At 63.0% G+C, this 26,379-nt stretch carries 19 protein-coding genes; 16 read left to right on the top strand and 3 right to left on the bottom strand.

The features are described from left to right. Nucleotides 1-14: 14 nt before the first annotated feature. Nucleotides 15-1,256, top strand: coding sequence for a cystathionine gamma-synthase family protein (locus AC54AG_RS00470; protein ID WP_496629267.1), 1,242 nt, complete (start codon nucleotides 15-17; stop codon nucleotides 1,254-1,256). Between the two features lie 68 nt (nucleotides 1,257-1,324). Here the strand turns inward: AC54AG_RS00470 and lexA are convergent, their stop codons facing one another. Then, nucleotides 1,325-1,960, bottom strand: coding sequence for a transcriptional repressor LexA (lexA, locus tag AC54AG_RS00465; RefSeq protein ID WP_034750502.1), 636 nt, complete (start codon nucleotides 1,958-1,960; stop codon nucleotides 1,325-1,327). Nucleotides 1,961-2,235: 275 nt separating this feature from the next. Between lexA and rpsF the strand changes: the two genes are divergently transcribed. The 7 genes from rpsF to AC54AG_RS00430 all read left to right on the top strand — a co-directional run bounded on the left by rpsF (nucleotide 2,236) and on the right by AC54AG_RS00430 (nucleotide 7,038). Beyond that, nucleotides 2,236-2,625, top strand: a complete 390-nt coding sequence (gene rpsF / locus AC54AG_RS00460; protein ID WP_034750499.1) for a 30S ribosomal protein S6 — start codon at nucleotides 2,236-2,238, stop codon at nucleotides 2,623-2,625. Between the two features lie 20 nt (nucleotides 2,626-2,645). Beyond that, the gene (gene priB / locus AC54AG_RS00455) at nucleotides 2,646-2,945 is read left to right on the top strand and encodes a primosomal replication protein N (RefSeq protein WP_034783455.1); all 300 of its coding nucleotides are present in this window, start codon (nucleotides 2,646-2,648) and stop codon (nucleotides 2,943-2,945) included. Nucleotides 2,946-2,970: 25 nt separating this feature from the next. Next, nucleotides 2,971-3,261: a 30S ribosomal protein S18 gene (gene rpsR, locus AC54AG_RS00450; RefSeq protein ID WP_010400024.1), complete on the top strand. Its 291-nt coding sequence runs from the start codon at nucleotides 2,971-2,973 to the stop codon at nucleotides 3,259-3,261. 27 nt (nucleotides 3,262-3,288) lie between these two features. Continuing rightward, nucleotides 3,289-3,744 (top strand): 50S ribosomal protein L9, encoded by a 456-nt coding sequence (gene rplI / locus AC54AG_RS00445; protein ID WP_034783456.1) that lies wholly within the window; start codon nucleotides 3,289-3,291, stop codon nucleotides 3,742-3,744. 135 nt (nucleotides 3,745-3,879) lie between these two features. Next, nucleotides 3,880-5,265, top strand: a complete 1,386-nt coding sequence (locus AC54AG_RS00440) for a replicative DNA helicase (protein WP_034750488.1) — start codon at nucleotides 3,880-3,882, stop codon at nucleotides 5,263-5,265. A gap of 93 nt (nucleotides 5,266-5,358) precedes the next feature. Beyond that, complete coding sequence (locus AC54AG_RS00435; protein ID WP_010400015.1) at nucleotides 5,359-5,985, top strand: DUF47 domain-containing protein; 627 nt, start codon at nucleotides 5,359-5,361, stop codon at nucleotides 5,983-5,985. A 39-nt stretch (nucleotides 5,986-6,024) separates the two neighbouring features. After that, on the top strand, nucleotides 6,025-7,038 hold the full coding sequence (locus tag AC54AG_RS00430) for an inorganic phosphate transporter (RefSeq protein WP_034750483.1): 1,014 nt from the start codon (nucleotides 6,025-6,027) through the stop codon (nucleotides 7,036-7,038). A gap of 46 nt (nucleotides 7,039-7,084) precedes the next feature. Here AC54AG_RS00430 and AC54AG_RS00425 read toward each other — a convergent pair whose 3' ends face one another. Then, the gene (locus AC54AG_RS00425; RefSeq protein ID WP_456130298.1) at nucleotides 7,085-7,981 is read right to left on the bottom strand and encodes an MBL fold metallo-hydrolase; all 897 of its coding nucleotides are present in this window, start codon (nucleotides 7,979-7,981) and stop codon (nucleotides 7,085-7,087) included. 199 nt (nucleotides 7,982-8,180) lie between these two features. Here AC54AG_RS00425 and AC54AG_RS00420 point away from each other — a divergent pair, with 199 nt between their 5' ends. From AC54AG_RS00420 to AC54AG_RS00385, 8 genes are all read left to right on the top strand, one after another. After that, on the top strand, nucleotides 8,181-9,803 hold the full coding sequence (locus tag AC54AG_RS00420) for a GAF and HD-GYP domain-containing protein (RefSeq protein ID WP_496629266.1): 1,623 nt from the start codon (nucleotides 8,181-8,183) through the stop codon (nucleotides 9,801-9,803). Nucleotides 9,804-9,841: 38 nt separating this feature from the next. Then, nucleotides 9,842-12,055 (top strand): CHASE2 domain-containing protein, encoded by a 2,214-nt coding sequence (locus AC54AG_RS00415; protein WP_496629709.1) that lies wholly within the window; start codon nucleotides 9,842-9,844, stop codon nucleotides 12,053-12,055. Between the two features lie 188 nt (nucleotides 12,056-12,243). Next, nucleotides 12,244-13,854: a ShlB/FhaC/HecB family hemolysin secretion/activation protein gene (locus AC54AG_RS00410; RefSeq protein ID WP_331778322.1), complete on the top strand. Its 1,611-nt coding sequence runs from the start codon at nucleotides 12,244-12,246 to the stop codon at nucleotides 13,852-13,854. Between the two features lie 16 nt (nucleotides 13,855-13,870). Next, nucleotides 13,871-21,718 carry a YDG domain-containing protein gene (locus AC54AG_RS00405; protein WP_496629265.1) on the top strand — a complete coding sequence of 2,616 codons (7,848 nt, stop codon included), beginning with the start codon at nucleotides 13,871-13,873 and terminating at the stop codon, nucleotides 21,716-21,718. Beyond that, nucleotides 21,687-22,430, top strand: coding sequence for a FecR family protein (locus tag AC54AG_RS00400; RefSeq protein WP_496629264.1), 744 nt, complete (start codon nucleotides 21,687-21,689; stop codon nucleotides 22,428-22,430). Before AC54AG_RS00405 ends, AC54AG_RS00400 begins: the two co-directional genes overlap by 32 nt. 105 nt (nucleotides 22,431-22,535) lie before the next feature. Next, a complete protein-coding gene (locus AC54AG_RS00395) occupies nucleotides 22,536-24,959 on the top strand; it encodes a heavy metal translocating P-type ATPase (protein WP_496629263.1) in 2,424 nt (807 codons plus the stop codon). Nucleotide 24,960: 1 nt separating this feature from the next. Continuing rightward, nucleotides 24,961-25,380: a Cu(I)-responsive transcriptional regulator gene (cueR, locus tag AC54AG_RS00390; protein ID WP_034750463.1), complete on the top strand. Its 420-nt coding sequence runs from the start codon at nucleotides 24,961-24,963 to the stop codon at nucleotides 25,378-25,380. Between the two features lie 21 nt (nucleotides 25,381-25,401). Continuing rightward, nucleotides 25,402-26,124: a glutathione S-transferase gene (locus AC54AG_RS00385; RefSeq protein ID WP_496629262.1), complete on the top strand. Its 723-nt coding sequence runs from the start codon at nucleotides 25,402-25,404 to the stop codon at nucleotides 26,122-26,124. 47 nt (nucleotides 26,125-26,171) lie between these two features. Here AC54AG_RS00385 and AC54AG_RS00380 read toward each other — a convergent pair whose 3' ends face one another. Beyond that, entirely contained in the window at nucleotides 26,172-26,372 is a 201-nt protein-coding gene (locus tag AC54AG_RS00380; protein ID WP_034750458.1) for a heavy-metal-associated domain-containing protein, read from the bottom strand. Nucleotides 26,373-26,379: the final 7 nt, after the last annotated feature.

Below are 26,379 nucleotides of genomic sequence, written 5' to 3'. Positions count from 1 at the left end.
TTGGAACTTCCACCATGACCAACAAAAAAACCTACGGCTTCACCACCACCATCCTGCACAACGACCGCCGCAAGGGCATCGAGCACGGCTCGCTGCACAAGCCCGTGCACACTTCCGTTGCCTTCGGTTACGCCGATGCGCGCCAGCTCGCGTCCGTGTTCCAGGGCAAGGAGCCGGGCTTCCGTTATGGCCGCCAAGGCAACCCGACCGTCTCCGCGCTGGAAGACAAGGTCAACAAGATGGAAGACGGCGTGGCGACTTTGTGCTTCGCCACCGGCATGGGCGCCATCGGCGCCGTGGTGCAATCGTTGCTGCGCGCGGGCGACCATGTCGTGTCGTCGGCCTTTTTGTTTGGCAACACCAACAGCTTGTGGCAAACGGTGACGGGGCAGGGCATCGGCGTGTCATTCGTCGACGCCACCGAGGTGGCCAATGTGGCTGCGGCCATCACGCCGGCCACGCGCATCGTGTTTGTGGAAACCATCGCCAATCCGCGCACGCAGATCGCTGACCTGAAGAAAATCGGCGACTTGTGCCACGAGAAGGGCATCTTGTACATCGTCGACAACACGATGACGACGCCATATCTGTTCCGCCCGAAAGCTGTGGGCGCGGGCCTGGTGGTCAATGCCTTGACGAAATCCATCGGCGGCCACGGCAATGCCCTGGGCGGCAGCTTGACGGACACGGGCGTGTTCGACTGGACGCAGTATCCGAACATTTTCGAGAATTACAAGAAGGCGGCGCCCGCGCAGTGGGGCATCGCGCAAATCCGTGCCAAGGCTTTGCGCGACTTCGGCGCCTCGCTGGGGCCGGAAGCTGCGCATCATATCGCCGTCGGCGCGGAAACCATGGCCTTGCGCATGGACCGCACCTGCTCGAACGCCCTGGCGCTGGCCAACATGCTGCAGGCCGACCCGAGAGTGGCTGCCGTGCATTATCCTGGCCTGGCGTCGCACCCGCAGCATGCGCTGGCCACCGACTTGTTCCGCAGCTATGGCTCGTTGTTCAGCTTTGAGCTGAAAGATGGCATCGACTGCTTCGATTTCCTCAATCGTCTCAATCTTGCCATTCCCGCCAGCAACCTCGGCGACACGCGCACCCTGGTCATTCCCGTCGCCCACACGATTTTCTACGAGATGGGTGCCGAGCGCCGCGCCAGCATGGGCATCGCCGAGTCCCTGATCCGCGTGTCCGTCGGTATCGAGGATGAAGCAGACTTATTGGAAGATTTCAGCAACGCACTGGACGCATAAGCAGCCGCGCACCATGTAAAAAGGGCCGCGACAGTGATGCTGTCGCGGCCCTTTTTACGTGCGGGAGTTTAATGCCAGCTGCGCATCAAGCCTACCGCCAAACCTTCCAGGGCGAATTCATCTTCCGGCGACACGGTAATGACCTTGAAGTCCGGATTTTCCGGCAGCAGTTCGATGACGGAGCCCGTCTTCTTGTAGCGCTTGACGGTGACTTCGTCGCCGATGCGGGCGACGACGATCTGGCCATTCTTGGCGCTGTCGACTTTTTTCACGGCCAGCAAGTCGCCATCCATGATGCCGGCGTCGCGCATGGACCAGCCGCGCACCTTCAGCAGGAAATCGGGCTTGGCCGAGAACAGGGCCGGGTCCACGTTGTAGCTCGCTTCCAGGTTTTCCTGGGCCAGGATGGGCGAACCGGCCGCCACCCGGCCGATCAGGGGCAGCGACATCAGCAGGGCTGCCGGCACTTTCGACGGCGGCGCTTCGGCGGCCGCACCGATCAGGCGGATGCCGCGCGAGGTGCCGGGCGAAATCTCGATCGCGCCCTTGCGGGCCAGGGCCTGCAAATGCTCTTCGGCCGCATTGGCCGATTTGAAACCCAGTTCATTGGCGATTTCGGCACGGGTGGGAGGAAAGCCCGTGTTTTCAATCGCGTCCTTGATCAGGTTCAGGATTTGTTCTTGTCGTGCTGTCAGCTTGATCATGAGCGGTGGGTGCATACTAAAATGCTGTCTATATGAACAGTCTGTATTTTTGTACAGTATCGCCCACTATGCAAGGGGATTTCCGTGTTTTGGGCGAATTTCGCAAGAAATACTTGTCCACGGCCGGAAAGCACGGTGGCGCACGGGTTTTTCGGGCGCTTGTGGAAGGAATGATTGAAACGTTTGCAAAAGGCGGTTATAATCTTCGGCTGACCTTCCCACACCCGTCTTGACGCCGGGGTGGGCGATTATCAATCCGACCTGAAGGAGTTTGCATGCGTCATTATGAAATAGTCTTTATCGTCCATCCGGACCAAAGCGAGCAAGTGCCCGCGATGATCGAACGCTACAAAGCCAGCGTAACCACCCGCGGCGGTTCGGTTCACCGCGTGGAAGATTGGGGCCGCCGTCAAATGGCTTACTCGATCCAAAAGCTGCCTAAAGCACACTACATCTGCCTGAACATCGAATGCGACAACGAGACCCTGGTCGAGTTGGAAACAGCATTCAAATTCAATGATGCCGTGTTGCGTCACCTGACCGTTAAAATGAAGAAAGCTGAAACAGCTCCTTCGCCGATGATGAAATCGGTACAACGCGAAGACGCGGCCAAAAGCCACCGCACCGAAGCACCAGCAGCCGCTCCAGCCGCAGCAGCAGCTTAATTCTTGACCAGGATCGTGCGCTGAACCAGCTACAAGTAACCGCCATCATTGCCGAGCGCGAAATATTGCGCTATACCCCGGCAGGGCTGCCGATTGTGAATGCAGTATTGCAACACAGTTCGCAGCAGATGGAAGCAGGGATTGCCCGTTTGACCGAGTTTGATGTTGCCGCGCTAGCCGCTGGCGAAATCTCAGGCAGGTTCAGTCAGGCAAGCTTGGGCGGGGTATATCAGTTCACGGGTTTCCTGGCCAGGAAGAGCCGCAACAGCAAGAGTTTGGTGTTTCACATCATTGATTTTAGTGCAGTCAATTCTGACTAGCGCATTTTAGATACAGGAGCCTGACATGGCATTCGGTAAAAAGTTCGACAAAAATAAGCTCAAGCTTAAAGAAAAACGCAAACAGCAAAACCCGTTGTTCAAACGCAAGAAGTTCTGCCGCTTCACCGCAGCTCACGTTGAGCAAGTCGACTACAAAGACGTCGACACGCTGAAAGACTTCGTCCAAGAAAACGGCAAGATCATGCCAGCACGCCTGACCGGTACCAAAGCGCACTACCAGCGCCAAGTTGACACCGCAATCAAGCGCGCTCGCTTCCTCGCGCTGCTGCCATACACCGATCTGCACCACGCTTAATCGGTCAGATATTCCTGGAGAAGAACTATGCAAATCATTCTGTTAGAAAAAGTTGTTAACGTCGGTAACCTCGGCGAAGTCGTCAAAGTCAAAGACGGTTACGCACGTAACTTCCTGATCCCGCAACGCCTGGCACGTCGTGCTACGGCAACCGCTGTGGCTGAATTCGAAGTCAAGCGCGCCGAACTGGAAAAAGCTGCTGCCGCCAAACTGGCCGCATCGCAAGCCCAGGGCGAAAAACTGAGCGGCCTGACCGTTCAAGTTGCTCAAAAAGCTGGTGTTGATGGCCGTCTGTTCGGTTCCGTCACCAACTTCGACATCGCTGAAGCGCTGACCAAGCAAGGTTTTGCTGTTGAAAAAGCACAAATCCGCATGCCTACCGGTCCGCTGAAGATCGTTGGCGAGCACAACGTTTCGGTTGCTCTGCACACCGACGTGGTCGTGGAAGTTGTTATCGCTGTCGTTCCAGACGCGAACGCGTAATTGTCTGCGGGCCTGGCCCGCAAGCATTGCCGCACTATGAAAAGCCGGGTTCGCCCGGCTTTTTTGTGGCCTTTTTTTCGCTCAATTTCAGCCCTTTATTTTTGCCATCACGCCGAAGCGGGTATAATTCGCGCCATGAACGCCCCCTCTGATCCGCAACTGGATTCCCTCCGTATTCCGCCGCATTCGATCGAAGCAGAACAATCCGTCATCGGTGGTCTGCTGCGCGACAATGCCGCGTATGACCGCATCGCCGACTTCATGCATGCGGAGGATTTCTATCGCTATGACCATCGCATCATCTTCGAGCAAATCGTCAAGATGGTTAACGCTTCCAAGCCAGCCGATGTCATTACTGTTTTTGAAACCCTGACCCAGCTCGGCAAGGCCGATGACGTGGGCGGACTCGCTTACCTGAATGCCATGGCGCAAAACACGCCATCGGCCGCGAACATCCGGCGTTACGCCGAGATCGTGCGCGACCGCGGCGTGCTGCGTAAACTCATCACCGTCGCCGACGATATCTCTGGCACGGCCTTCAGCCCGCAAGGCAAGGAAGTCAAGCAGATGCTTGACGAGGCCGAATCGAAGATTTTCGCCATCGCCGAAGAAGGCGCGCGCGGCGCCCAGGGCTGGACCGCCATCCAGCCCCTGCTGACGCAGGTGGTCGAGCGCATCGACGAACTGTACAGCCGCGACAACCAGAGTGAAATCACGGGCGTGCCCACCGGTTTCATCGACCTCGACCGCATGACCTCCGGTCTGCAGCCGGGCGACCTGGTGATCGTGGCGGGCCGTCCTTCGATGGGCAAGACGGCGTTTTCCGTCAACATCGGCGAAAACGTGGCCATCGACAGCGGCTTGCCCGTGGCCGTGTTCTCGATGGAGATGGGCGGCGCCCAGCTGGCCATGCGTATGCTCGGCTCCGTCGGACAGCTCGACCAGCACCGTTTGCGTACTGGCCGCCTGAACGACGAAGACTGGCCGCGCCTGACGAACGCCATTCAAAAGATGAACGACGCGCAGTTGTACATCGATGAAACGCCAGCGCTCAATTCCATCGAATTGCGCGCCCGCTCGCGCCGCTTGTCGCGTCAATGCGGCAAGCTGGGCCTGATCATCGTCGATTACTTGCAACTGATGTCGGCCAATACGCCGGGCGATAACCGCGCCACGGAGATTTCCGAGATTTCGCGGGGCTTGAAAGGTCTGGCGAAAGAACTCGGTTGCCCCGTGATCGCGCTGTCTCAGCTGAACCGCTCGCTGGAACAACGCCCGAACAAACGTCCTGTCATGTCCGACTTGCGCGAATCGGGCGCTATTGAGCAGGATGCCGACGTGATCCTGTTCATTTACCGCGACGAGGTGTATAACCCCGACTCGCCAGACAAGGGAACGGCCGAGATCATCATCGGTAAACAACGTAACGGTCCAATCGGCAGCATCCGCCTCACTTTCATGGGGCAATACACCAAATTTGGCAATTACAGTGGTGGCCTGGCGCTTTACCAAGGCGACTAAGACTCAGCAGCACTGGCATTCCATCGGCCGCCCCCGACAACGGGGCGGCTTTCTGTAGTAAATAACACGACTCAATGCTTAACGGAGAATGACATGTTTGGACGCTTGATGCCCACTGAGGGCAAGTTTTTTGAATTGTTTAACCAGCACGCGGAACTGTGCGTCAAGGGCGCCAAAGAGATGCTCGGCCTGATGACCAATTTCGACGACCTGGAAAACCGCGTGCATGCGATCGAAAGCATCGAGAAACAGGCGGACAAAGTCACCTACGCCACCGTGGAAATGCTGCACAAGACCTTCATCACGCCGATCGACCGCGACGACATCCATCAGCTGATCACGCGCCAGGACGACATCCTCGACCTGCTGGAAGATGCGGCGCAAACCGTCTCGCTGTACGACCTGAAGGCCGTCACGCCGGAAGCCAAGCGCCTGGCCGAACTGGTGCTGGCCTGTACCGAAAAAGTGCGCGACGCCGTCGCCATGCTGCACAACATGGACAACTCGCGCAAGATCGTCGCCATCTGCGAAGAGATCGACCGCCTGGAATCGGACGCCGACCACGTGATGCGCGCCGCCATGTCCAAGCTGTTCCGCGACGAACCGGACGTGCGCAATCTGATCAAGCTGAAAGCGATCTACGAAATTCTGGAAACCGTGACCGACCGTTGCGAAGATGTGTCCAATATTATCGAAGGCATCATCGTCGAAAACGCGTAAGCGTTGGGCCTGTCCTGAACCAGAATCAGAAAAGAAACTATAATGACCATACAAATCAGCATCTACGTGCTAGGCCTGTTGATCGTCCTGGCGCTGCTGTTTGACTTCATGAACGGCTTCCACGATGCCGCCAACGCGATTGCCACGGTGGTCTCGACGGGCGTATTGAAACCGCAGACCGCGGTTGCCATGGCTGCCACGTTCAACTTTGTCGCCATCTTCGTGTTCCACCAGCTGACCGTGGCCGCCACGGTGGGCAAGGGCACCATCGATCCGGCAGTGATCGACCAGTACGTGATCTTCGGCGCGCTGATGGGCGCCATCTTCTGGAATTTGTTTACCTGGTACTACGGCATTCCATCGTCGTCCTCGCACGCGCTGATCGGCGGCCTGGTGGGTGCCGCTGTCGCCAAGTCCGGCACGGGCGCGCTGGTCGCGGCCGGCCTGTGGAAAACCGTCGCCTTCATCGTCATCGCACCGGTACTGGGCTTCGTGTTCGGCTCCATCATGATGCTGATCGTGTCATGGATATTCGTGCGTTCGACGCCGCGCAAGGTCGACAAGTGGTTCCGCCGTTTGCAATTGGTCTCGGCGGCCGCCTACAGCCTGGGCCACGGCGGCAACGATGCGCAAAAAACCATCGGCATCATCTGGATGCTGCTGATCGCCGCTGGCTACTCCAGTTCGGCCGACGCCATGCCGCCGATGTGGGTCATCATCTCGTGCTATACGGCCATCAGCTTCGGCACCCTGTTCGGTGGCTGGCGCATCGTCAAGACCATGGGCCAGAAGATCACCAAGCTCAAACCGGTCGGCGGCTTCTGCGCCGAAACGGGCGGCGCGATCACCCTGTTCGTCTCGACGGCGCTGGGCATTCCCGTGTCGACCACGCACACCATCACGGGCGCCATCGTCGGCGTCGGCTCGTCGCAAAAAATGTCGGCCGTGCGCTGGGGCGTGGCAGGCAATATCGTCTGGGCCTGGATCTTCACGATTCCTGCCTCCGCGTTTGTTGCAGCAGTCGCTTGGTGGATTGGCCACCACATCATGTAATGGATAGCCAACGCCAGTAAAAAGGGAGCCTTGCGGCTCCCTTTTTTTATGCGCTGGCCAGTTCCACCGTCAGCCCCTCGCTGGCGAGGAACACTTGCAGGCCATCGAGACGGCTGCTGTAGCGGCCCATCACGTCGGCAAACACGGCTTCGAGCTGATCGTCGCTGCGGGTCGGTTCGTGGTGGGTGCAGTACAGGCGCCGCGCGCCGCAGCGCAGGGCCAGGTCGAAGGCGGCGTCGAAGGTGCCGTGGCCCCAGCCCTGTTTGCCCGGGTATTCCTCGCGCGTGTACGAGCAATCCATGATCAGCGCGTCGACGCCGGCGACGAGCGCATCGATGCCGGCCTGGCGTTGCGCATTGCGCTCTGAGCACGCCGCATGCTCGGCGTGGCCGGGCGGATGCAGGTTGTAGAACGGTTCATGGTCGCCGCTGAAAAACAGCGAAGCGCCGCCGCAGTCGATGCGGTAGCCGAGGTTGACGACGGGATGGTTCATTTCCGCGCCGCGCACGCGCGCGCCGCCCACCTCGACGGCTTCGCCCGGCGCCAGGGTGCGGTACTCGATGCAGGCCGCCATGGCCGCTTCGCTGACGGGAAAATAGCTGCCTTGCAGCTGCACCGCCATCACGTGCTCGATGCCGCGCCCGCTGATGCCGTCAAAGGCGCCATGCAGGCGCATGCGGTTGCCGGCCACGAACAGGGGCGAGAACATGGGCAAGCCGTGGATGTGGTCCCAGTGGCTGTGCGTGATAAAGACGTGCGCGTCGACGGGCTGGCCCGGCGGCAGTTGCTGCGCCAGCGAAAAGATGCCGCTGCCCGCATCGAGAATGATCAGGCTATCGTTGTCGGTGCGCACTTCGATGCACGTGGTGTTGCCGCCGTAGCGCGCCGTGCGCGGGCCGGGGGAGGGGATGGAGCCGCGCACACCCCTGAACGTGAATTTCATTCAGTACCTTGTTACAGTGTAATTATTGTTGATTCTATTCTAATTAATGAGATTGGCGGCAACATTTATGCGTGTTGTGATACGGAAAGTAATTTCATTTTGTTGTGACTAAGTAATGTACAGTGCGCGGGACGGCCGTTACACTGGCGCTTGCCGACTTCCCCTTTTTTTGCTTGCCCATTACCTGATTGCCACCAATATGCCTCAGTTGCACCCTGAGAAAATCGCCCACAGACTGGAGCAATTGACCGAACTCAGTGTCGCGCTCGGCCACGGCCTGGGCGGCGAGGGGCACGACATTGGCGCGCTGTTGCAGCGCATCGTGCTGCTGGCAAAAAGCATGAGCGGCGCCGATGGGGCCACCCTGTACCGGCCCGCGCTCGAGGGCCGCCAGTTGGCGTTCGACATCAGCGTCAACGACAGCCTGGGCATCGCGCAGGGGGCGGACATGGGCTTGCCTGGCGTGCCCCTGTTCGATGGCGCGGACCAGCCGAACCTGGCATCGGTGGCCGCGTATGCGGCGAACATGCGCCGCAGCGTGAATATCGCCGACGTCTACCGCGACGAGGCCTTCAATTTTTCCGGCATGCGCGAGTTCGACCGCCACCACGGCTACCACACGCAATCGATCCTGACGGTGCCCATGAGCGACCATGAGGGCGACCTGATCGGCGTGCTGCAACTGGTCAATGCCAAGGATGGCGAGACGGGCCAGGTGCGCGCCTTTTCCTCCACCGACCAGCGCTTCATCGAGGCGCTGGCCGCGCAGGCGGGCGTGGCGCTGACGAATCAATTGCTGATCTCGCAGCTGGAAGAGCTGCTCGAATCGCTCGTTACCCTGATCAATATCGGCATCGATGAAAAGTCGCCGTACACGGGACGGCACTGCCAGTTCGTGCCCGAACTGACGATGCTGCTGGCCGACGCCGCGCACGCCACGCAAACGGGGCCGCTGGCCGATTTCCGGCTCAGTGACAACGAGCGCAAGCAGCTGTGGCTGGCCGGCCTGCTGCACGACTGCGGCAAGATCACCACGCCCGTGCACGTGGTCGACAAGGCCACCAAGCTGGAAACCATTTTCGACCGCATCGCCCTGATCGACACGCGCTACGAAGTGCTGCTGCGCGACGCCGAGATCGCGGCCCTGCGCCAGCAGGCGGCGCAGCCGCAGCAAAAAGATGCCATCGCCCGCGCGCTGGCACTGGAACAGGCGGCGCTGCGCGAGGAACGCGATTTCATCCGCACGGTCAATATCGGCGGCGAAAGCATGGCGCAGGCCGACCAGGAGCGCGTGCGGCAGATCGCCAGGCGCCGCTGGCGCGCGGCCGACGGCGAACTGCGCGATTTTCTCGACGCCGACGAGACGGAAAACCTGACCATTCGCGCCGGCACGCTGACGGCGGCCGAACGGGCCATCGTCAACAACCATATCAGCGTGTCGATCCGCATGCTCGAAGCGCTGCCGTGGCCCAAGCACCTGCAAAAGGTGCCGGAATATGCGGGCGGCCACCACGAGCGCATGGATGGCAAGGGCTATCCACGGGGGCTGACGAAAGAGCAGATGTCGGTGCCTGCGCGGTTGATGGCGATCGCCGATATTTTCGAGGCGCTGACGGCGCGCGACCGGCCCTACAAGAAGGGCAAGTCGCTGTCCGAATCGCTGCGCATCCTCGGCAATTTCAGCTTGAACGGGCATATCGACCCGGAGCTGTTCGACGTTTTCATCCGCAGCAAGGTCTATCTGACCTTCGCTGAAAAGCACATGCATCCGAGCCAGATCGATGCCGTCGACGAGGCGGCCATACCGGGCTATACCCCTTGAGGCTGTCGCAGGCCTGGCGCAAGCATGGGGTGCGCTGGATGCTGGGGGCGCTCCTGAGCGTGGCGGCGGCCGTGCTGTGCCTGGCCGGCAACGACACGATCGCCCGGCTTGACGCCATGCTGGGCGATTGGCGCATGCGCGCGGAAACGCCGCAGCTCGACCGCCGCATCGTCATCGTCGACATCGATGAGCAAAGCCTGGCCAAGGTGGGCCGTTTTCCCTGGAGCCGCGATGTGCAAGCGCGCCTGGTGCGCCAGCTCGCCGGGCATTACGGCGTGGCCGCGCTGGGCTTCGATATTGCGTTTCCCGAAGCGGACACCAGTTCCGGCTACGCCGTGCTGCAAGGACTGGCGCAGGGCGAACTGGCCGGCGTGGCCGGCTTGCCGGCGCAGCTGGAAAAACTGCGTCCGGCCATGGATTACGACGGCTTGTTCGCCGAGGCCATGCGGGGCCAGCCCGTGGTGCTCGGCTACAGCGTCTCGGAGCAGCAAAGAAAGGGCGTGCTGCCCAAGCCCGCCTTCACGGTCGCCGACCTGAATGGCCGCACGGTGACGGCCTATGTGGCGCGCGGCTACGAAGCCAATATCGCGCCCCTGCAGGCGGCCGCGCAAGGCGCCGGCATCTTCACGGCGCTGACCGATGCCGATGGCGTCGTGCGTTCCTCGACCCTGTTGCAGCGCATCGGCGATGGCTATTATCCTTCGCTGTCGCTGGCTACCGTCGCCGTCTACCTGCAGGCGCGCGCCATCGCCCCCCGTTTCACGGGCACGGCCGATACCCTGTCGGCGCGCGAACTGGCCAGCGGCGGCCTTGAACACATCATGCTGTTCACGCCGCGCGGCGCGCTGGCGATCCCCGTGGGCGAAGCCTTGACGACGACGGTGCAGTACCGCGGCGCGGGTGGCCCCGATGGCGGCGCCTTCCGTTATGTGTCGGCGTCCGACGTGCTGGCCGGCACGGTGCCCCCCACGCTGCTCAAGGGTGCCATCGTGCTGGTGGGCACGACGGCGCCCGGCTTGAACGATATCCGCGCCACGCCCGTGAATGCCGAGTATCCGGGGGTGGAGGTACACGCCAACCTGATCAAGTCCATGCTCGACGGGCGTTTCAAGGCGCGGCCCGATTATGCGCTGGCATTGGAACTGGTGCAGATACTGCTGTTTGGCCTGCTGCTGGCCGGCGCCCTGGCCGTGCTGCCGCCGGCCGGCGTGATGCTGGCGACGCTGGGCGCGCTGGCGGCCGCCATCGGCATCAATCTGTACCTGTACGCCGCGCACGACCTGGTGCTGGGCGGCGCCGTGCTGCTGTTGCTGATCGTTGCGCTGTTCATCGCCAACCTGGCGTGGGGCTACTTTTTCGAGGTGCGCAAGGGACGCGCGCTGGTGGCCCGTTTCGGCGAATACGTGGCGCCCGAGCTGGTGGCCGAGATGGCCGACGATCCGCGCCGCTACACGATGGAGGGCGAGAACCGCGAACTGACGGTGCTGTTTGCCGACGTGCGCGGTTTCACGGCCATTTCCGAGCAGCTGGCGCCGGCCGCCCTGCGCGAATACATCAACGAATACCTGACGGCCATGTCGGAAGATATCCGCGACAGCCATGGCGGCACCCTGGACAAATACATCGGCGATGCCGTGATGGCATTCTGGGGCGCGCCCGTCTCCTTTGGCGATCACGCCAGCCGGGCCGTGGCCAGCGCCCTGCTGATGCAGGGCAGCGCGGCGCGGCTGAACCAGCAGTTTTACGCGCGCGGCTGGCCGGCGCTGCGCATCGGCATCGGCATCAATACGGGGCCCATGCATGTGGGCGACATGGGTTCGCGCATCCGCCGCGCCTATACCGTGATGGGCGACAGCGTCAACCTGGCCGCGCGCCTGGAAGGGGCCAGCAAGCTGTATGGCGTGGGCATCGTCGTGGGCGAGGTTACGCGCGCCGCCGCCCCGGACTTTCTATACCGCGAGCTCGACCGCGTCAGAGTGGTCGGCAAGCAGGAAGCGGTGGCCATTTTCGAGCCGCGCTGCCCGCTGGCCGGCGCCCCTGCCGCCGAACTGGCGCAGCTCGAGCGCTGGCACGCGGTGCTGGCCAGTCTGCGCGCGCGCGGCTGGGCGGCGGCCGGCGCGCAGCTGGCCCGCTTGCAGGCGGACTTTCCCGGCGATGGCTTGTACCGGCTGTATGCGGCGCGCCTGGAGCAATACCAGAACGCGCCGCCGCCCGCCGGCTGGGATGGCGTGACGGAATTGCACAGCAAATAGCCGGCCAATGCGGCATTTTTCATCATTCTCGGCGCACTGTTTGTTGCGTTGCGATAAAAATCAGGGAGAAATGTTAGAAATTTCTGACTGGAAACTAAAAGCCGTCTAAAATTTGTCTTCAATCCATTGTCGGACATGCAGGCGCCTGCGGGCCGCGCGCTTGTCCGGTTACACAAGAAATCCTTCACATGACATATCGTTTGGTGCACCTGCTTGCGGGTTCCGCGCTGCTGTTCGCCGTCGGCGCCGCCGGCGCTGCTGTTTCCATGGATGACGCTACCCCTGCCGCGCAGGAAGACGGCGTGCCGCGCTTCGAAATCCGCCGCTTCGACGTCCAGGGCAATACCCTGCTCACGTCCGCGCAGGTGCAAGCCTTGCTGGCGCCCTTTACGGGCGTGCAGCGCGATTTTTCCGACATCGCCCGCGCCGTCGAGGCGCTGGAAGCGGCCTACCGTGAGCGCGGTTACAGCGCCGTGCAGGTGCAATTGCCCGAGCAGGAACTGGAACGGGACGTGGTGCGCCTGAGCGTGCTGCAAACGCCGCTGGGCAAGGTCGCCATCAGCGGCAACATCTACGCCGATGAGGCCAACGTGCGGCGCGCCTTGCCGTCTCTGCGTGAAGGCGAGACGCCGAACCTGCCGGCCCTGTCGCAAAGCCTGAAGCTGGCCAATGAAAACCCGGCGCGCAAGATCGAAGTGCGGCTGCAGGCCGACGAGCCGGCGGGCGCCATCGACGCCATCGTCACGGTGGCCGATGAAAAGCCGTGGAAAGCCATGCTCAACGTGGACAATACGGGCAATGCGCAAACGGGCAAGACACACGTGGGCGTCGTGCTCCAGCATGCCAACCTGTTCGGGCTCGACCATGTGGCCAGCCTGCAGTACACGAGCAGCCTGGAAAAGCCCGACAAGGTGGGCGTGTATGGCGCCGGCTACCATTTGCCGCTGTATGCGCTGGGCGACTCGATGGACTTTTTCGCCAGCTATTCGAACGTCGATTCGGGCAGCGTCTCGGCCGGCATCTTCGACCTGGCCGTCAGCGGCCAGGGCAGCATGGCCGGCATCCGCTACAACCAGAACTTTGCCCGCAGCGGCGACTTCGAACCCAAGCTCGTGTACGGCATCGATTACAAGGCTTACCGCAACAGCGTGCAGCTGTTCGGCATGGAACTGGGCGCCGACGTCACCGTGCATCCGCTCAGCATCAGCTACATCGGCAACTGGACCTTGCCCACGGGCGAGACGAGCGTGGCGGTCACCTTCGCGCACAATATCCCTGGCGGCAAGCATGGTGCGCAAGCCGATTTCGACCGGGTGCGCGCGCATGCGAAGGCCGCCTACAACACCTTGCGCCTGAGTGCCAGCACGGGGCGCGTGCTGGCCGGCGACTGGCAGTGGCGCGCGCTCGTCAATGCGCAAGTCACGCCGGACGCGCTGGTGCCGGGCGAGCAGTTCGGCGCCGGCGGCGCCGCGTCCGTGCGCGGCTTTGCCGAGCGCGAGGTATCGAATGATTCGGGCGTCAACCTGAACCTGGAGTGGTACACGCCGAACTGGTGCGGCCAGGCGCTCGGCTACCAATGCCGCGCGCTGGCGTTCTATGACACGGCCTGGCTGCGCCGCAACCATGGCTTGCCCGGCGAAAGCGCGTCGCAAGGCATCAGCAGCGGCGGCCTCGGCCTGCGTTTGCTGCTGAGCCGCTACGCCAATCTGCAACTCGATTACGCCCATGTCGTCAATGGCGGCGACACGGGACAGCGGGGCGCCAACCGCCTGCATTTCCGCCTCGCCTTGGCCTACTAGTATCAGGATGAACACCATGCACAACCACGTCCCGCCCGCCTCCGCTTTCATCCTGACGCCGCCCTTTGCGCCGCCTTTGCGCCGCACGGCGCTGGCGCTGCTGCTGGCCGGCTGCTTCGGCGCCGCGCAGGCCAACCCCGCCTTGCCGCAGGTGGTCAACGGACAGGCCACGTTCAACCAGCAGGGCAATATCTTCTCGATCACGAACACGCCCAACACCATCATCAACTGGCAGAGCTTTTCCATCCATGCGGGCGAAATCACGCGCTTCATCCAGCAAAACGGCAATAGCGCCGTACTCAACCGCATCACGGGACAAGACCCCAGCAAGATCCTGGGCAGCCTGGAATCGAACGGCAAGGTCTTCCTGATCAACCCGAACGGCATCGTCTTCGGCCAGGGCGCGAAAGTGGACGTGAACGGGCTGGTCGCGTCCAGCCTGGGCATGACGAACGAGGATTTCCTGGCCGGCAAGCGTCAGTTCACGGCCGGCGGCGTGGCCGGCGGCGTCGGCAATGCGGGCACCATCAATGCGGGCAAGGGCGGGCAAGTGCTCTTGATCGCGCCGAACGTGGAAAACACGGGCATCATCACGGCGCCAAATGGCGAAGTGATCCTGGCGGCCGGGCACAGCGTGCAGCTGGCCGACCCCGGCAATCCGCAGCTGCGCGTGCTGGTCTCGGCACCAGGCGACCAGGCGCTGAACCTGGGGCAGATCATCGCCCAGGGCGGCGGCATCGGCATGGCCGGCGCGCTGGTCAGCCAGCGCGGCGTGCTCAACGCCAACAGCGCCGTCGTCGGCGAGAACGGCAGGATCGTGCTCAAGGCCAGCGGCAAGGCGCTGCTCGAGGCGGGCAGCGTCACCAGCGCCACGGGCGCGGCGGGTAAAGGTGGCGACATCCAGGTGCTGGGCGAGCAGGTGGGTTTGCTGGGCAATGCGAAGGTCGATGCCAGCGGCACTGCGGGCGGCGGCACGGTCTTGCTGGGCGGCGACTACCAGGGCAAGAACGCGGCCGTGCAAAATGCGCGGCAAGTACTCGTCGGCAAGGACGCCAGTGTCCATGCCGATGCGATTGACAGCGGCAACGGCGGCAAGGTCATCGCCTGGGGCAATGAATCGGCCCAGGTGCACGGCAGCATTTCCGCACGCGGCGGCGCACAAGGCGGCGACGGCGGCTTCGTCGAAACGTCCGGCCATTACCTGGCCGTCGACGGCATCCGCGTCAATACAGACGCGGCGCGCGGCAAGCGCGGCAACTGGCTGCTCGATCCGTACGACATCACCGTGGTCGCCGGCGCGGGCGGCCAGCTGACTGACGTCGACCAGTTCGCCGACTCTCCGTCCACCGGCAACACCAGCATTGGCGCCGACCTCATTTCCGACGCCAGCAGCAATGTCACCTTGCAGGCCCTGCACCGCATCAATTTCAACAGCGCCATCCACATCACGCAGCAAGGCGTGGGCTTGACGGCGCAGGCGGGCGAAATCATCAATGTCAATGCGCCCATCACCACCAGTGGCGGGCATATCACGCTGTCGGCCAACGATGCGGCCGCAGGCATGGCTTATGGCGTCGGCTCGAACGTCAACCTGAATGCGGCGCTTGACAGCGGCAATGGCAACGTACGGCTGTCTGGCGCCGGCGTCACTTTCGGCGTCGGCTCGGTCAATGTCGGCAATGGCAACCTGGTCTTGCGCGCGAATGTTGCCGGTGGTGCTATCGATTTGACGGGCAGCGGCGATCAGCTGCTGGGCAGTGGTGTCACCGGCCAGACGGTGCTGTTGGAGGCGGACAACATCAGCATCAACGGCGCCATCAATGTTGGCGGCGCCACGGGCAATGCCGGGGTGACCATGCAGGCGTTCACGGCGGGACGGGAGATCGTGCTGGGCGACAAGCCCGGTAACGGCCTGCGCCTGACAAATGCCGAACTGAACCGCATCGCCGCCGGCAGCGTGCATATCGGCAGCGCCACTGGCGGTGACCTGACGGTGGAGCAGGCGGTCGATCTGGCGACGGTCGCGCCGGGCGGCGGCGTAAAAAACCTGGTGCTCGAAAGCGGCGGCAATGTGCTCGTATCGAACACGCTGGCGTTGCGCCAGGATGGCAGCGGCATTGCCGCCACGGCCGGTGGCCTGCTGTCGGTCGCCAGCGGCGGCGGCCTGTCCGCCGGCGCGGTCAATCTGGTTGCCGACAATATGAGCCTGGGCGGCGGCGCGCAATCGGTAGCGGCCACGGCGGGCGGCACCGTCAGCCTGAGCCGCCGGTCCAGCGTGGGCACCATCACCCTGGGTACGGGGGCGGCGGACAATGCCAGCAGTCTGGGCCTGAGCGAGGCGGAATTGAAAACCATCAGCGCCGGCACGGTGCAGGTGGGCAGCGACAGTTTTGCCGGAGTCGTGAATCTCATCGGCGGGCTGGACCTGGCGTCGCAAGGCGAATTGAACCAGCTTGTGCTGCGCACGGGCGGCAATATCAATCTGAACGCCCCCCTCAGCGTGGCCAGGGGCTTGACCCTTGCTTCCGGCGGCAACATCAGTGCGAGCGGCGCCGTCAGCGTAGGGGGCGACTTCCTGCTCGATGGCGGACGCTGGGTGCAGAACAGCGCCAGCCTGCCCATGTTTTCCGCGCGCGGCTTCGGCATTGCGCAGGGCAGCTTCCTGCGCGCGTCCGGCGGTGACGGCGGCGCGTCCTCGCCCTACCTGATCGCCGATATCTACGGCTTGCAAGGCATCGCCAGCCTGGGGCTGGGCAACAACTATCGCCTGGCCGGCAATATCGACGCCAGCGGCACCGCGAACTGGAACGACGGCCAGGGCTTTGTGCCGATCGCCGGCGGCGGCAGCGGTTTTTCCGGCGTGTTCGATGGCGGCGGATTTACTCTCAGCAATTTGAAAATCGACCGCAGCCTGGCGTCCGGTTCGGCGGCAGGCCTGTTTGGCACCGTGCAGGGCGGCACCTTGCGCAACCTGACTCTGAGCGGCGGCAGCGTCACCGGCACGGCCAACGTGGGCGCGCTGGCGGGCAATGTCGTCAGCGGCACCGTCGATGGCGTGAACAGCAGCATGGCCGTCAGCGGCCAGCGCAATGTCGGCGGTCTGGTGGGCAGCAACGGCGGCGCCATCACCATGTCCAGCAGCAGCGGCGCCGTCACCGGCGTCAATGCCGACAACGGTGGCGCCATCGGCGGCCTGGCGGGATTGAATGCGTCCGTCGCTACCATCGCGACTTCGTACGCCACCGGCGTGGTGACGGGCGCGCGCGAGATGATTGGCGGCCTGGTCGGCAACAACCAGGGTGCGCTGAGCCAGTCGTATGCCACCGGCAATGTCACTGGCGCGCGCAGCATCGGCGGCCTGGTGGGCCTGAACGGCGGCACTATCGACGATGCGTACGCCAGCGGCGCCGTGGGCCGGGCCGGCAGTGCCGACCCCATCCTGGTCAGGGAAAACATGGGCGGGCTCGTTGGTGAAAGCACGGGCAGCGTCAGCCATGTCTTCAGCAGCGGCGCCGTGACGGGCGATGGCTATGCGGCCGTGGGTGCGGTGGCCGGCCGCGTCTCCGCCGGTTCCCCGTTCAGCTATGGTTTTTTCAATTATGAAACGTCGCTGGTGCAGATCGATGGCGGCGGCTCCAGCGGCCGCAGCACGGCGCAAATGCAGCAGCAGGGCAGCTTCAACGACTACAATTTCAGCAGCGTGTGGCGCATCTACGAAGGCTACACGACGCCGATGCTGAAGGCTTTCCTGAAGCCGCTGCAAGTGAATCTCTCGGGCAATGCCACGGGCAAGGTCTACGATGGCCAGCTGGCCGCCTTCCTTGGTTCGATCGGCTATGTGGGATTGCTCGACGGCGACACGGGCGTGAATGGCAACCTTGGCTACGGCAACGCGCGCAACGTGGGCAGCTACGCAGCGACGGGCCTGTGGTCGACCAAATACGACATCACCTTGGGCGGCACGACGACCTTTGCCATCACGCCGCGCGCGCTGACGGTGAGCATCGGCGGCAATGGCAAGGTCTATGACGGCACCCTGGGCTACGACGGCGCCAGTTACGTGCTGGGCAATCTGGTGACGGGCGACAATATCAGCGTCAGCGGTAGCGCCGCTTTCCTCGACAAGAATGTGGGCGGCAGCAAGGCCGTGCACGCCAGCGGCCTGACCCTGAGCGGCAATGAGCTGGGCAACTACAGCCTGGCCGCGACGACGGCGGACGGCACGGCGGCCATCACGGCGCGCGTCCTGAACTATGGCGTCTCGGGCGCGCAAAACCGCGTCTACGACGGCGGCTTGCAGGCAGCCCTGAATGGCTATTTCGAAGGCCTCGTGACGGGCGACCAGGTCGGCATGGCCGGCTTGCAGGGCAGTTTCCGCGACAAGAATGCGGGTACTGGCAAAGTGGTCGATTACCAGGTGGCGACGGGCCACCTGACGGGTGCCGATGCGGGCAACTATGTGCTCAATGGAAATGCTGGCAGCACGACGGCCGACATCACGGCACGCACCCTGAACGTGAGTTTTAACGGCATCAACAAGACGTATGACGGCACGACTGGTGCGCAAGTGAGCTTCGGCGACGACCGTGTGCAGGGCGATACTCTGGCGGTGGCGGGCAATGCGGTGTTTGGCAACAAGAATGCAGGTACCGGCAAAACCGTCACGGTGACGAACGTGGGCGTGAGCGGTACTGACGCGGGCAACTATGTGTTGAACACCAATGCGGGCAGCACAACGGCCGACATCGCGGCGCGCACCCTGAACGTGAGCTTTAATGGCGTCAACAAGACCTACGACGGCACGACAGCGGCACAGGTCGGCTTTGGCGACGACCGCGTGCAGGGCGATGCCCTGACGCTGGCGGGCAATGCGGCCTTTGGCAACAAGAACGCGGGTACCGGCAAAGCCGTCACGGTGACGAACGTGGGCGTGAGCGGCACTGACGCGGGCAACTATGTGTTGAACGCCAATGCGGGCAGCACCACGGCCGACATCACGGCGCGCACCTTGAACGTAAGTTTTAACGGTATCAATAAGACCTACGACGGCACGACCGGTGCGCAAGTGAACTTCGGCGACGACCGCGTGCAGGGCGATGTCCTGACGCTGGCGGGCAATGCGGCCTTCGGCAACAAGAACGCGGGTACCGGCAAGGCTGTCAATGTAAGCAATGTGGGCGTGAGCGGTGGCGATGCGGGCAACTATGTGCTCAATGGAAATGCTGGCAGCACCACGGCCGACATCACGGCACGCACCCTGAACGTGAGCTTTAACGGCATTAACAAGACCTACGACGGCACGACCGGTGCGCAAGTGAACTTTGGCGACGACCGCGTGCAGGGCGATGTCCTGACGCTGGCGGGCAATGCGGCCTTTGGCAACAAGAACGCGGGTACCGGCAAAGCCGTCACGGTGACGAACGTGGGCGTGAGCGGCACTGACGCGGGCAACTATGTGTTGAACGCCAATGCGGGCAGCACCACGGCCGACATCGCGGCGCGCACCTTGAACGTAAGTTTTAACGGCATCAACAAGACCTATGACGGCACGACGGGTGCGCAAGTGAACTTTGGCGATGACCGCGTGCAGGGAGACGCCTTGAGCGTGAGCGGCAGCGCCGCGTTTGGCAACAAGAATGCGGGCACCGGCAAAACTGTCATGGTGGCGAACGTGGGCGTGAGCGGGACTGACGCGGGCAACTATGTGTTGAACACCAATGCTGGCAGCACCACGGCCGACATCACGGCGCGCACCTTGAACGTAAGTTTTAACGGTATCAACAAGACCTACGACGGCACGACGGGCGCGCAAGTGAACTTTGGCGATGACCGCGTGCAGGGCGATGTCCTGACGCTGGCGGGCAATGCCGCGTTTGGCAACAAGAATGCAGGTACCGGCAAAGCCGTCACGGTGACGAACGTGGGCGTGAGCGGCACTGACGCGGGCAACTATGTGTTGAACACCAATGCTGGCAGCACCACGGCCGATATCGGCGCGCGCGCGCTGAACCTGTCCGGCGTGGCGGGCAACAAGGTCTACGATGGCACGACGGGTGCGCAGCTGAGTCTGGGCGATGACCGTGTCGCCGGCGACAGTTTAATAGCCTCGGCCGTAGCCACCTTTGCGGACAAGAACGTGGGCACGGCCAAGGCTGTGCAGCTCAGCGGCGTGGCATTGACGGGCGCCGATGCGGGCAATTACTTTATCGTCTTGCCGACGGGCTTGCTGGCCAGCATCACGCCCGCCAGCCTGACCCTGTCAGGCTTGAACGCCGCCGGCAAGGTATATGACGGCACGACGTCCGCCACTGTCAGCGCGTCGGCGAACGGCGTGCTGGGCCAGGACCTGGTCAGCGTGGTGGGCGGCAGCGGCAGCTTTGCCGACAAGAACGCGGGTGCCGGAAAACTGGTGACGGCCAGCGGTTTCCGGCTGGCGGGCGCCGATGCGGGCAACTACACCCTGGAAACGACGGGCGGCACGGCGCAGGCATCGATTGCGCAAAAACAATTGTCCACCTGGGTCGGCAGCGGCAACGGCTTGTGGAGCGATGCGGCCAACTGGGATGGCGGCGTCGTACCGGAAGGCGCGAACGTGCTGGCTGTCGATTTTACAAACAGCAAGGGCATCGTCACCTACAGCGCGGCGGCCGGCAACACCACCCTGAAAAACCTGAACTCGGCGACGGGCTTGCTGTTGACGGGCGGTAGCCTGACCCTCGGCGAGAGCGCGCTGGACCGCTCCGTGCTGGGCGGCCTGGCCGGCCTGGAAATCAACGGCGGCAGCTTGTTGCTGAACGGCAGCCTGTCGGCGGACCGCTATGCGCAAGGTGGCGGCGTGCTGAGCGGCAATGGCAATCTGCTCGTGGCCAACAGTTTTAATCAGACTGCCGGCGCCATCCGGCTGGCAGGCCAGCTGGCCATTACGCAAGCGGCTGGCGACTTGCGCTTCGCCAGCGTGGCGGCGAACGACGTAAAGCTGAGCGCCTTGACCGGCGCCATCGGCCAGGATGGCGCGCTGCGCGCCGGTAGCCTGGTTGCGCAGGCACGCGATGGCATCGTGCTGGGCAATGCGGGCAACCAGGTAAGCAGTTTTACCGCCAGCAATAGCGCAGCGGGCGGCATTGCGCTGAACAATACCTCGGCGCCGGGCACCTTGACCTTGGGAACGCTCGTCACGGGCGCGGGCAATATCGCCATCGACAACACGGGCGGCGTCGCCGCTGGCAATATCAATGCGAATGGCGGCAACGTCAGCGTGACGGCGCACAGCCCCGTCACCGTCAACGGCAAGATCACGGGCAATGATATCGCGCTCAATGCCAGCACGGACGTGCTGCTCGGCGATGGCACGCAGCTGGTTGCCGCGCGCGATATCAGCCTGGTGGCTGGCGGAGACATCCGCGTCGGCGGCAATGCGCATATCGTCAGCGGCGGCAATTTCAGCGCCAGCGCGGGCGCCAGTGTGCGCTTTGCGGACACGGCAAGTTTTACCTTGCCGGCAGCGGGCAGCCTGAGCGTGCTGGCGAAAACAGGCAGCATCACGGGTGACGCGGGCGTGCGCGTCAACCGCCAGCGCAGCGGCGTGACCCTGCTGGCGCCGAATGGCGCGGTGAGCATGGCGGATGCCATCTTCCTGCCAGCGACGACCATCGACAAACCCGTGATCGACGCCGCCACGAACGCCGCCATCGACGACGCCTTGCGCATCATCAAGCAGGCCGACCGTGCCAATGATGTGCTCGTGTCCACGCCGCCAGCCAAGCCGGACGACAAGAAGAAAGACAGCAAGGATGTTGCCGATGCCACAGATAAACCTACAGGATACAAATTCGATGATGCCGCTAAAAAAATGTACTGCAATTAAGGCCTTGCTGTGGCTGGCCCTGATGTGCGTGGGCGCACACGCCTGGGCGGGGCAGGTGGCCGGTACCGTCATGCAATTGAGTGGTCCGCTGATGGCCAAGAAGATGGACGGCAAGGTGAAAATCCTGGCTATCAAGTCCGAGGTCGAGCAGGGTGACACCTTGCTGACGGAAAAGGAAACCTATGCCTTGATCAAGCTGATCGACAATAGCGAAATCATCCTGAAACCGAATACCAGTTTCGTGATCGAGCAATTCAGCTACACGGCCGAGCAGCCCGATGGCGACCATGCCATCTTCAGCTTGCTCAAGGGCGGCTTGCGCTCCGTCACGGGCCTGCTGGGCAAGCGCAACAAGGAGCGCTTCGAGATGAAGACGCCGGCGGCCACCATCGGCATCCGTGGCACCACCTTCATTGCCAGCTACGTGCCGCCGGCGGCACCTGGCGGGCCAGCGGCGCCCAAGGCTGGCCTGCCAGGTTTGTATGTGCAGGTGCTCGATGGCATGATTCATGTCACCAATCCTGCGGGCACGCTCAACTTTGCCCCGGGCCAGTTCGGTTTTACGCCCAACTTCCAGCAGCCGCCCGCGCTGCTGCCCGTCAATCCTGGCATAAAGTTCACGCCACCAGCTGCCTTTGTGCCATCGTCCTCAAGCGGCGGCGGTTCTGCAGGCGGCAGCAAGCCTGCCGCCATCGATTGCGTGGTGCGCTAGGTTTTTCACGCAAGCCCGGGAAACCCATGAAAATAGGGCTTGACCTTCCCATCGTTGGATAGCAGATCCTGACCTTATTCGTTAATCTTTCGGACAGGATCTGCCATGAACCAGAGTGCACTCGCTCCCGCCACTTCCCCTCCCGCCGCCGCGCATGCGCAGGCGCTGGCCATCGAAGGCATGAGCTGCGCCTCGTGCGTGGGCCGCGTGGAAAAGGCCCTGGCCGCCGTGCCCGGCGTGACCCAGGCCAGCGTCAACCTGGCCACCGAAGTGGCCAAAATCAGTTCCGACACGCCGATTCCACTGGCCACCTTGCAGGCAGCCGTGGAAAAGGCCGGCTACACGGTAGCGCAGCGCGAAATCGACCTGAACATCGCCGGCATGACGTGCGCCTCTTGCGTGGGCCGGGTGGAAAAAGCCCTGCTGAAGGTGCCGGGCGTGCTGGGCGCCAGCGTCAACCTGGCGACGGAAAGCGCGCGCATCAAGGTGACGGGTGGCCTGGAAGCGGGCACCCTGATCGCCGCCATCGACAAGGCCGGCTATGCAGCCACCGTGCCCGCCGCCAGTCAAGCCAGCGCGCCCGCTGCCGCACCCAACCGCGATGGCATGAAAGTGGCGTTCGCGGCCGTGCTGGCCTTCCCCTTGATGCTGCCGATGCTGCTCGAGTGGGCCGGCATCCATTTGATGCTGCCAGGCTGGCTGCAATTCGCGCTGGCCACGCCCGTGCAGTTTTACTTTGGCGCGCGTTTCTACAAGGCGGGCTGGAAGGCGGCCCGCGCCGGCAGCGGCAATATGGATCTGCTCGTCGCACTGGGCACGAGCGCCGCGTATGGCTTGTCCGTCTACCAATGGCTGACGGCGGGCGAAATGCTGCCGCACCTGTACTTTGAAGCATCGGCCGTCGTCATCACTTTGGTGTTGTTGGGCAAATGGCTGGAAAGCCGCGCCAAGCGCCAGACGGCTTCCGCCATCCGCGCGCTGCAAGTCTTGCGTCCGGAATCGGCCCGCGTGCGCCGCGACGGCGTGGAAATCGACTTGCCCGTGGAACAAGTAAAAGTGGGCGACCTGGTGGTCATCCGTCCCGGCGAGCGGGTGGCCGTCGATGGCGTGGTGGTGGAGGGCGCCAGCCAGATCAACGAGTCGCTGATCACGGGAGAAAGCTTGCCGGTCGATAAGCATCCGGGCGACAAGGTCACGGGCGGCGCCATCAATGCCGATGGTTTATTGCTGGTGCGCACGCAAGCGGTGGGCGGCGAGACGACCTTGTCGCGCATCATCCGCCTGGTGGAAGATGCACAGGCGGCCAAGGCGCCGATCCAGCATCTGGTCGACAAGGTCAGCGCGATCTTCGTGCCCGTGGTGCTGGTGCTGGCGCTGCTGACCATGCTGGGCTGGTGGTTCGCCACTGGCGAGCTGGAGAACGCCATTATCAACGCCGTGGCCGTGCTGGTCATCGCCTGCCCCTGCGCGCTGGGCCTGGCCACGCCGACGGCCATCATGGCCGGCACGGGTGTCGCTGCCCGCTACGGCATCCTGATCAAGGATGCGGAAGCGCTGGAAGTGGCGCATGCCGTCAATACCGTCGTGTTCGACAAGACGGGCACCTTGACCATCGGCAAACCTGCGCTGGCGGCCCTGCATGCACACGGCATCGACGATGCCCGCCTGTTGCAGCTGGCGGCCAGCATCCAGCGTGGCAGCGAGCACAGCCTGGCGACGGCCGTACTCGACGCGGCGGCCGCGCGCCACATCGAACCGTTGCCAGCCACGGGCCTGTCGGCCTTGCCGGGCCGCGGCCTGGCGGCCCACGTCGATGGCTTGGAATTGAAACTGGGCAGCACGCGGTTGATGCAGGAATTGAACGTGGACATGGCGCCGCTGGCGGAACAGGCTTTGTCGCTGGAGAACACGGGCAACACGATCTCGTGGCTGGCCTCGGGCACGGAACTGTTGGGTCTGTTCGCCTTTTCCGACCAGGTCAAGCCGAACGCGCAGGCGGCCATCGCCCATCTGCATAGCCTCGGCATCCAGACGGTGATGTTGACAGGAGATAACCAGGGCAGCGCGGACGCCGTCGGCAAGCTGCTGGGCATCGACACGGTGGCGGCGAAAATGCTGCCGGCCGATAAAACCGCTAAAATCGTCGCGCTGAAAGGCGAGGGCGCGAAAGTGGCCATGGTGGGCGACGGCATCAACGACGCGCCCGCGCTGGCGGCCGCCGACGTAGGCATCGCCATGTCGACGGGCACGGACGTGGCCATGCATGCGGCTGGCATCACCCTGATGCGCGGCGATCCGGCCCTGGTGGCGGATGCCATCGATATCTCGCGCCGCACGTACAGCAAGATACGGCAGAATCTGTTCTGGGCCTTCATTTATAACCTGATCGGCATTCCGCTGGCCGCCTTCGGCCTGCTCAACCCCATGGTGGCGGGCGCGGCGATGGCCTTCAGTTCCGTCAGCGTGATCAGCAATGCCCTGTTGCTGCGCCGCTGGAAAGCCCGCAGTGCGCATACCAAGGAGTCATAGGATGAATATCGGCCAGGCGGCAAGCGAAACGGGCGTATCGGCAAAAATGATACGCTACTATGAAAGCATTACTTTGTTAAAACCCAGCGCGCGCAGCGACGCCGGTTACCGCATCTACACGCCGAACGACTTGCACGCGCTGCGTTTCATCAAGCGCGGGCGGGGCCTGGGTTTTTCGCTCGAGCAGATCCGCGAACTGCTGTCGCTGTGGCAAAACGATCAGCGCGCCAGCGCGGACGTAAAAGGCATCGCCCTGGCCCACGTGGCGGACTTGAATCAGCGCATCGCCGAGCTGACGGAAATGCGCGATACCCTGGCCCACCTGGCGCAATCGTGCCACGGCGACGACAAGCCTGATTGCCCCATCCTGCAAAGCCTGGGGCTGGCCGGCGACAAGGAAGCGAAAGCATGTTGCCCTTGATGTAAGTCAACGGAGGTGCATATGGCGTATGAACTGTACTATTGGCCCACGATACAGGGGCGTGGCGAATTCATTCGGCTGGCCCTGGAAGAGGCGGGCGCCGAGTACCGCGATGTCGCCCGTTTGCCTGAGCGCAAGGGGCAAGGCGTTCCCGCCATGCTGGCCTGCCTCGACGGCGGCAGCACGCCACAGGCCGCCTACGCCCCGCCTGTGCTGCGCGATGGCGAGCTGCTGATCGGCCAGACGACGAATATCCTTTTTTACCTGGGCCGGCGCCTGGGCCTGGCGCCGCGCGCGGAAAGTGGCCGTTTGTGGCTGAACCAGCTGCAGCTGACGATGGCCGACTGGCTGACGGAAGTGCACGACACGCACCATCCGCTGTCGATGAATCAATATTACGAAGAGCAAAAGCAGGCGGCCATGCTGCGCAGCGCGGATTTCCGCCAAACACGTTTACCCAAGTTTCTCGATTATTTCACGCAAGTGTTGCTGAACAGCCGCGGCCAGTATCTGGTGGGCGCCAGGCTCACGTATGGCGACCTGTCGCTGTTTCAGATGCTGGCTGGCCTGCAGTATGCGTTTCCGCAAGCCATGGCGCGCCTGGCGCCGCAGTATCCTGCCTTGTTTGCGCTGCACGATATGGTGGCGGCGCTGCCGAATATTGCCCGCTACCTGAGGTCGAAGCGCAGGATACCCTTCAACGAGGAAGGCATCTTCCGCCATTATCCTGAACTGGATGGATAAAAAAACAGCCGGCGCAAGGGCCGGCTGTCGTGACGCTGCTGTGGCTGTTATTGCGCGCTGGTGACGGGAAAGCCCGCCTCCACGATGGCCGCGCTGATGGCGCCCAGTTCGGCGGGCGATTCCACCGTGACGCGTTTGCTGGCCAGGTCGATCTGCACCTGGGCTTGCGGATCGATGGCTTGCACCGCTTTCGTGACCGAGCCGACGCAATGGCCGCAGCTCATGTTTTCAACTTGTAACTGATACATGGCAAGC

The sequence above is a fragment of the Janthinobacterium sp. BCJ23 genome, from assembly GCF_059617945.1.
Note: the sequence above shows the minus strand (reverse complement) of the source record. Positions and strands in the feature narration are given on the sequence as shown.

Bases quoted from the DNA above. Each gene is read 5' to 3' on its own strand.
- AC54AG_RS00420 (WP_496629266.1), top strand. From the start codon at position 8,181: ATGCCTCAGTTGCACCCTGAGAAAATCGCCCACAGACTGGAGCAATTG.
- lexA (WP_034750502.1), bottom strand. From the start codon at position 1,960: ATGATCAAGCTGACAGCACGACAAGAACAAATCCTGAACCTGATCAAG.
- rplI (WP_034783456.1), top strand. From the start codon at position 3,289: ATGCAAATCATTCTGTTAGAAAAAGTTGTTAACGTCGGTAACCTCGGC.
- rpsF (WP_034750499.1), top strand. From the start codon at position 2,236: ATGCGTCATTATGAAATAGTCTTTATCGTCCATCCGGACCAAAGCGAG.
- cueR (WP_034750463.1), top strand. From the start codon at position 24,961: ATGAATATCGGCCAGGCGGCAAGCGAAACGGGCGTATCGGCAAAAATG.
- AC54AG_RS00400 (WP_496629264.1), top strand. From the start codon at position 21,687: ATGATGCCGCTAAAAAAATGTACTGCAATTAAGGCCTTGCTGTGGCTG.
- AC54AG_RS00425 (WP_456130298.1), bottom strand. From the start codon at position 7,981: ATGAAATTCACGTTCAGGGGTGTGCGCGGCTCCATCCCCTCCCCCGGC.
- AC54AG_RS00410 (WP_331778322.1), top strand. From the start codon at position 12,244: ATGACATATCGTTTGGTGCACCTGCTTGCGGGTTCCGCGCTGCTGTTC.
- AC54AG_RS00415 (WP_496629709.1), top strand. From the start codon at position 9,842: ATGCTGGGGGCGCTCCTGAGCGTGGCGGCGGCCGTGCTGTGCCTGGCC.
- rpsR (WP_010400024.1), top strand. From the start codon at position 2,971: ATGGCATTCGGTAAAAAGTTCGACAAAAATAAGCTCAAGCTTAAAGAA.
- AC54AG_RS00395 (WP_496629263.1), top strand. From the start codon at position 22,536: ATGAACCAGAGTGCACTCGCTCCCGCCACTTCCCCTCCCGCCGCCGCG.
- AC54AG_RS00380 (WP_034750458.1), bottom strand. From the start codon at position 26,372: ATGTATCAGTTACAAGTTGAAAACATGAGCTGCGGCCATTGCGTCGGC.
- AC54AG_RS00385 (WP_496629262.1), top strand. From the start codon at position 25,402: ATGGCGTATGAACTGTACTATTGGCCCACGATACAGGGGCGTGGCGAA.
- AC54AG_RS00470 (WP_496629267.1), top strand. From the start codon at position 15: ATGACCAACAAAAAAACCTACGGCTTCACCACCACCATCCTGCACAAC.
- AC54AG_RS00405 (WP_496629265.1), top strand. From the start codon at position 13,871: ATGCACAACCACGTCCCGCCCGCCTCCGCTTTCATCCTGACGCCGCCC.
- AC54AG_RS00440 (WP_034750488.1), top strand. From the start codon at position 3,880: ATGAACGCCCCCTCTGATCCGCAACTGGATTCCCTCCGTATTCCGCCG.
- AC54AG_RS00435 (WP_010400015.1), top strand. From the start codon at position 5,359: ATGTTTGGACGCTTGATGCCCACTGAGGGCAAGTTTTTTGAATTGTTT.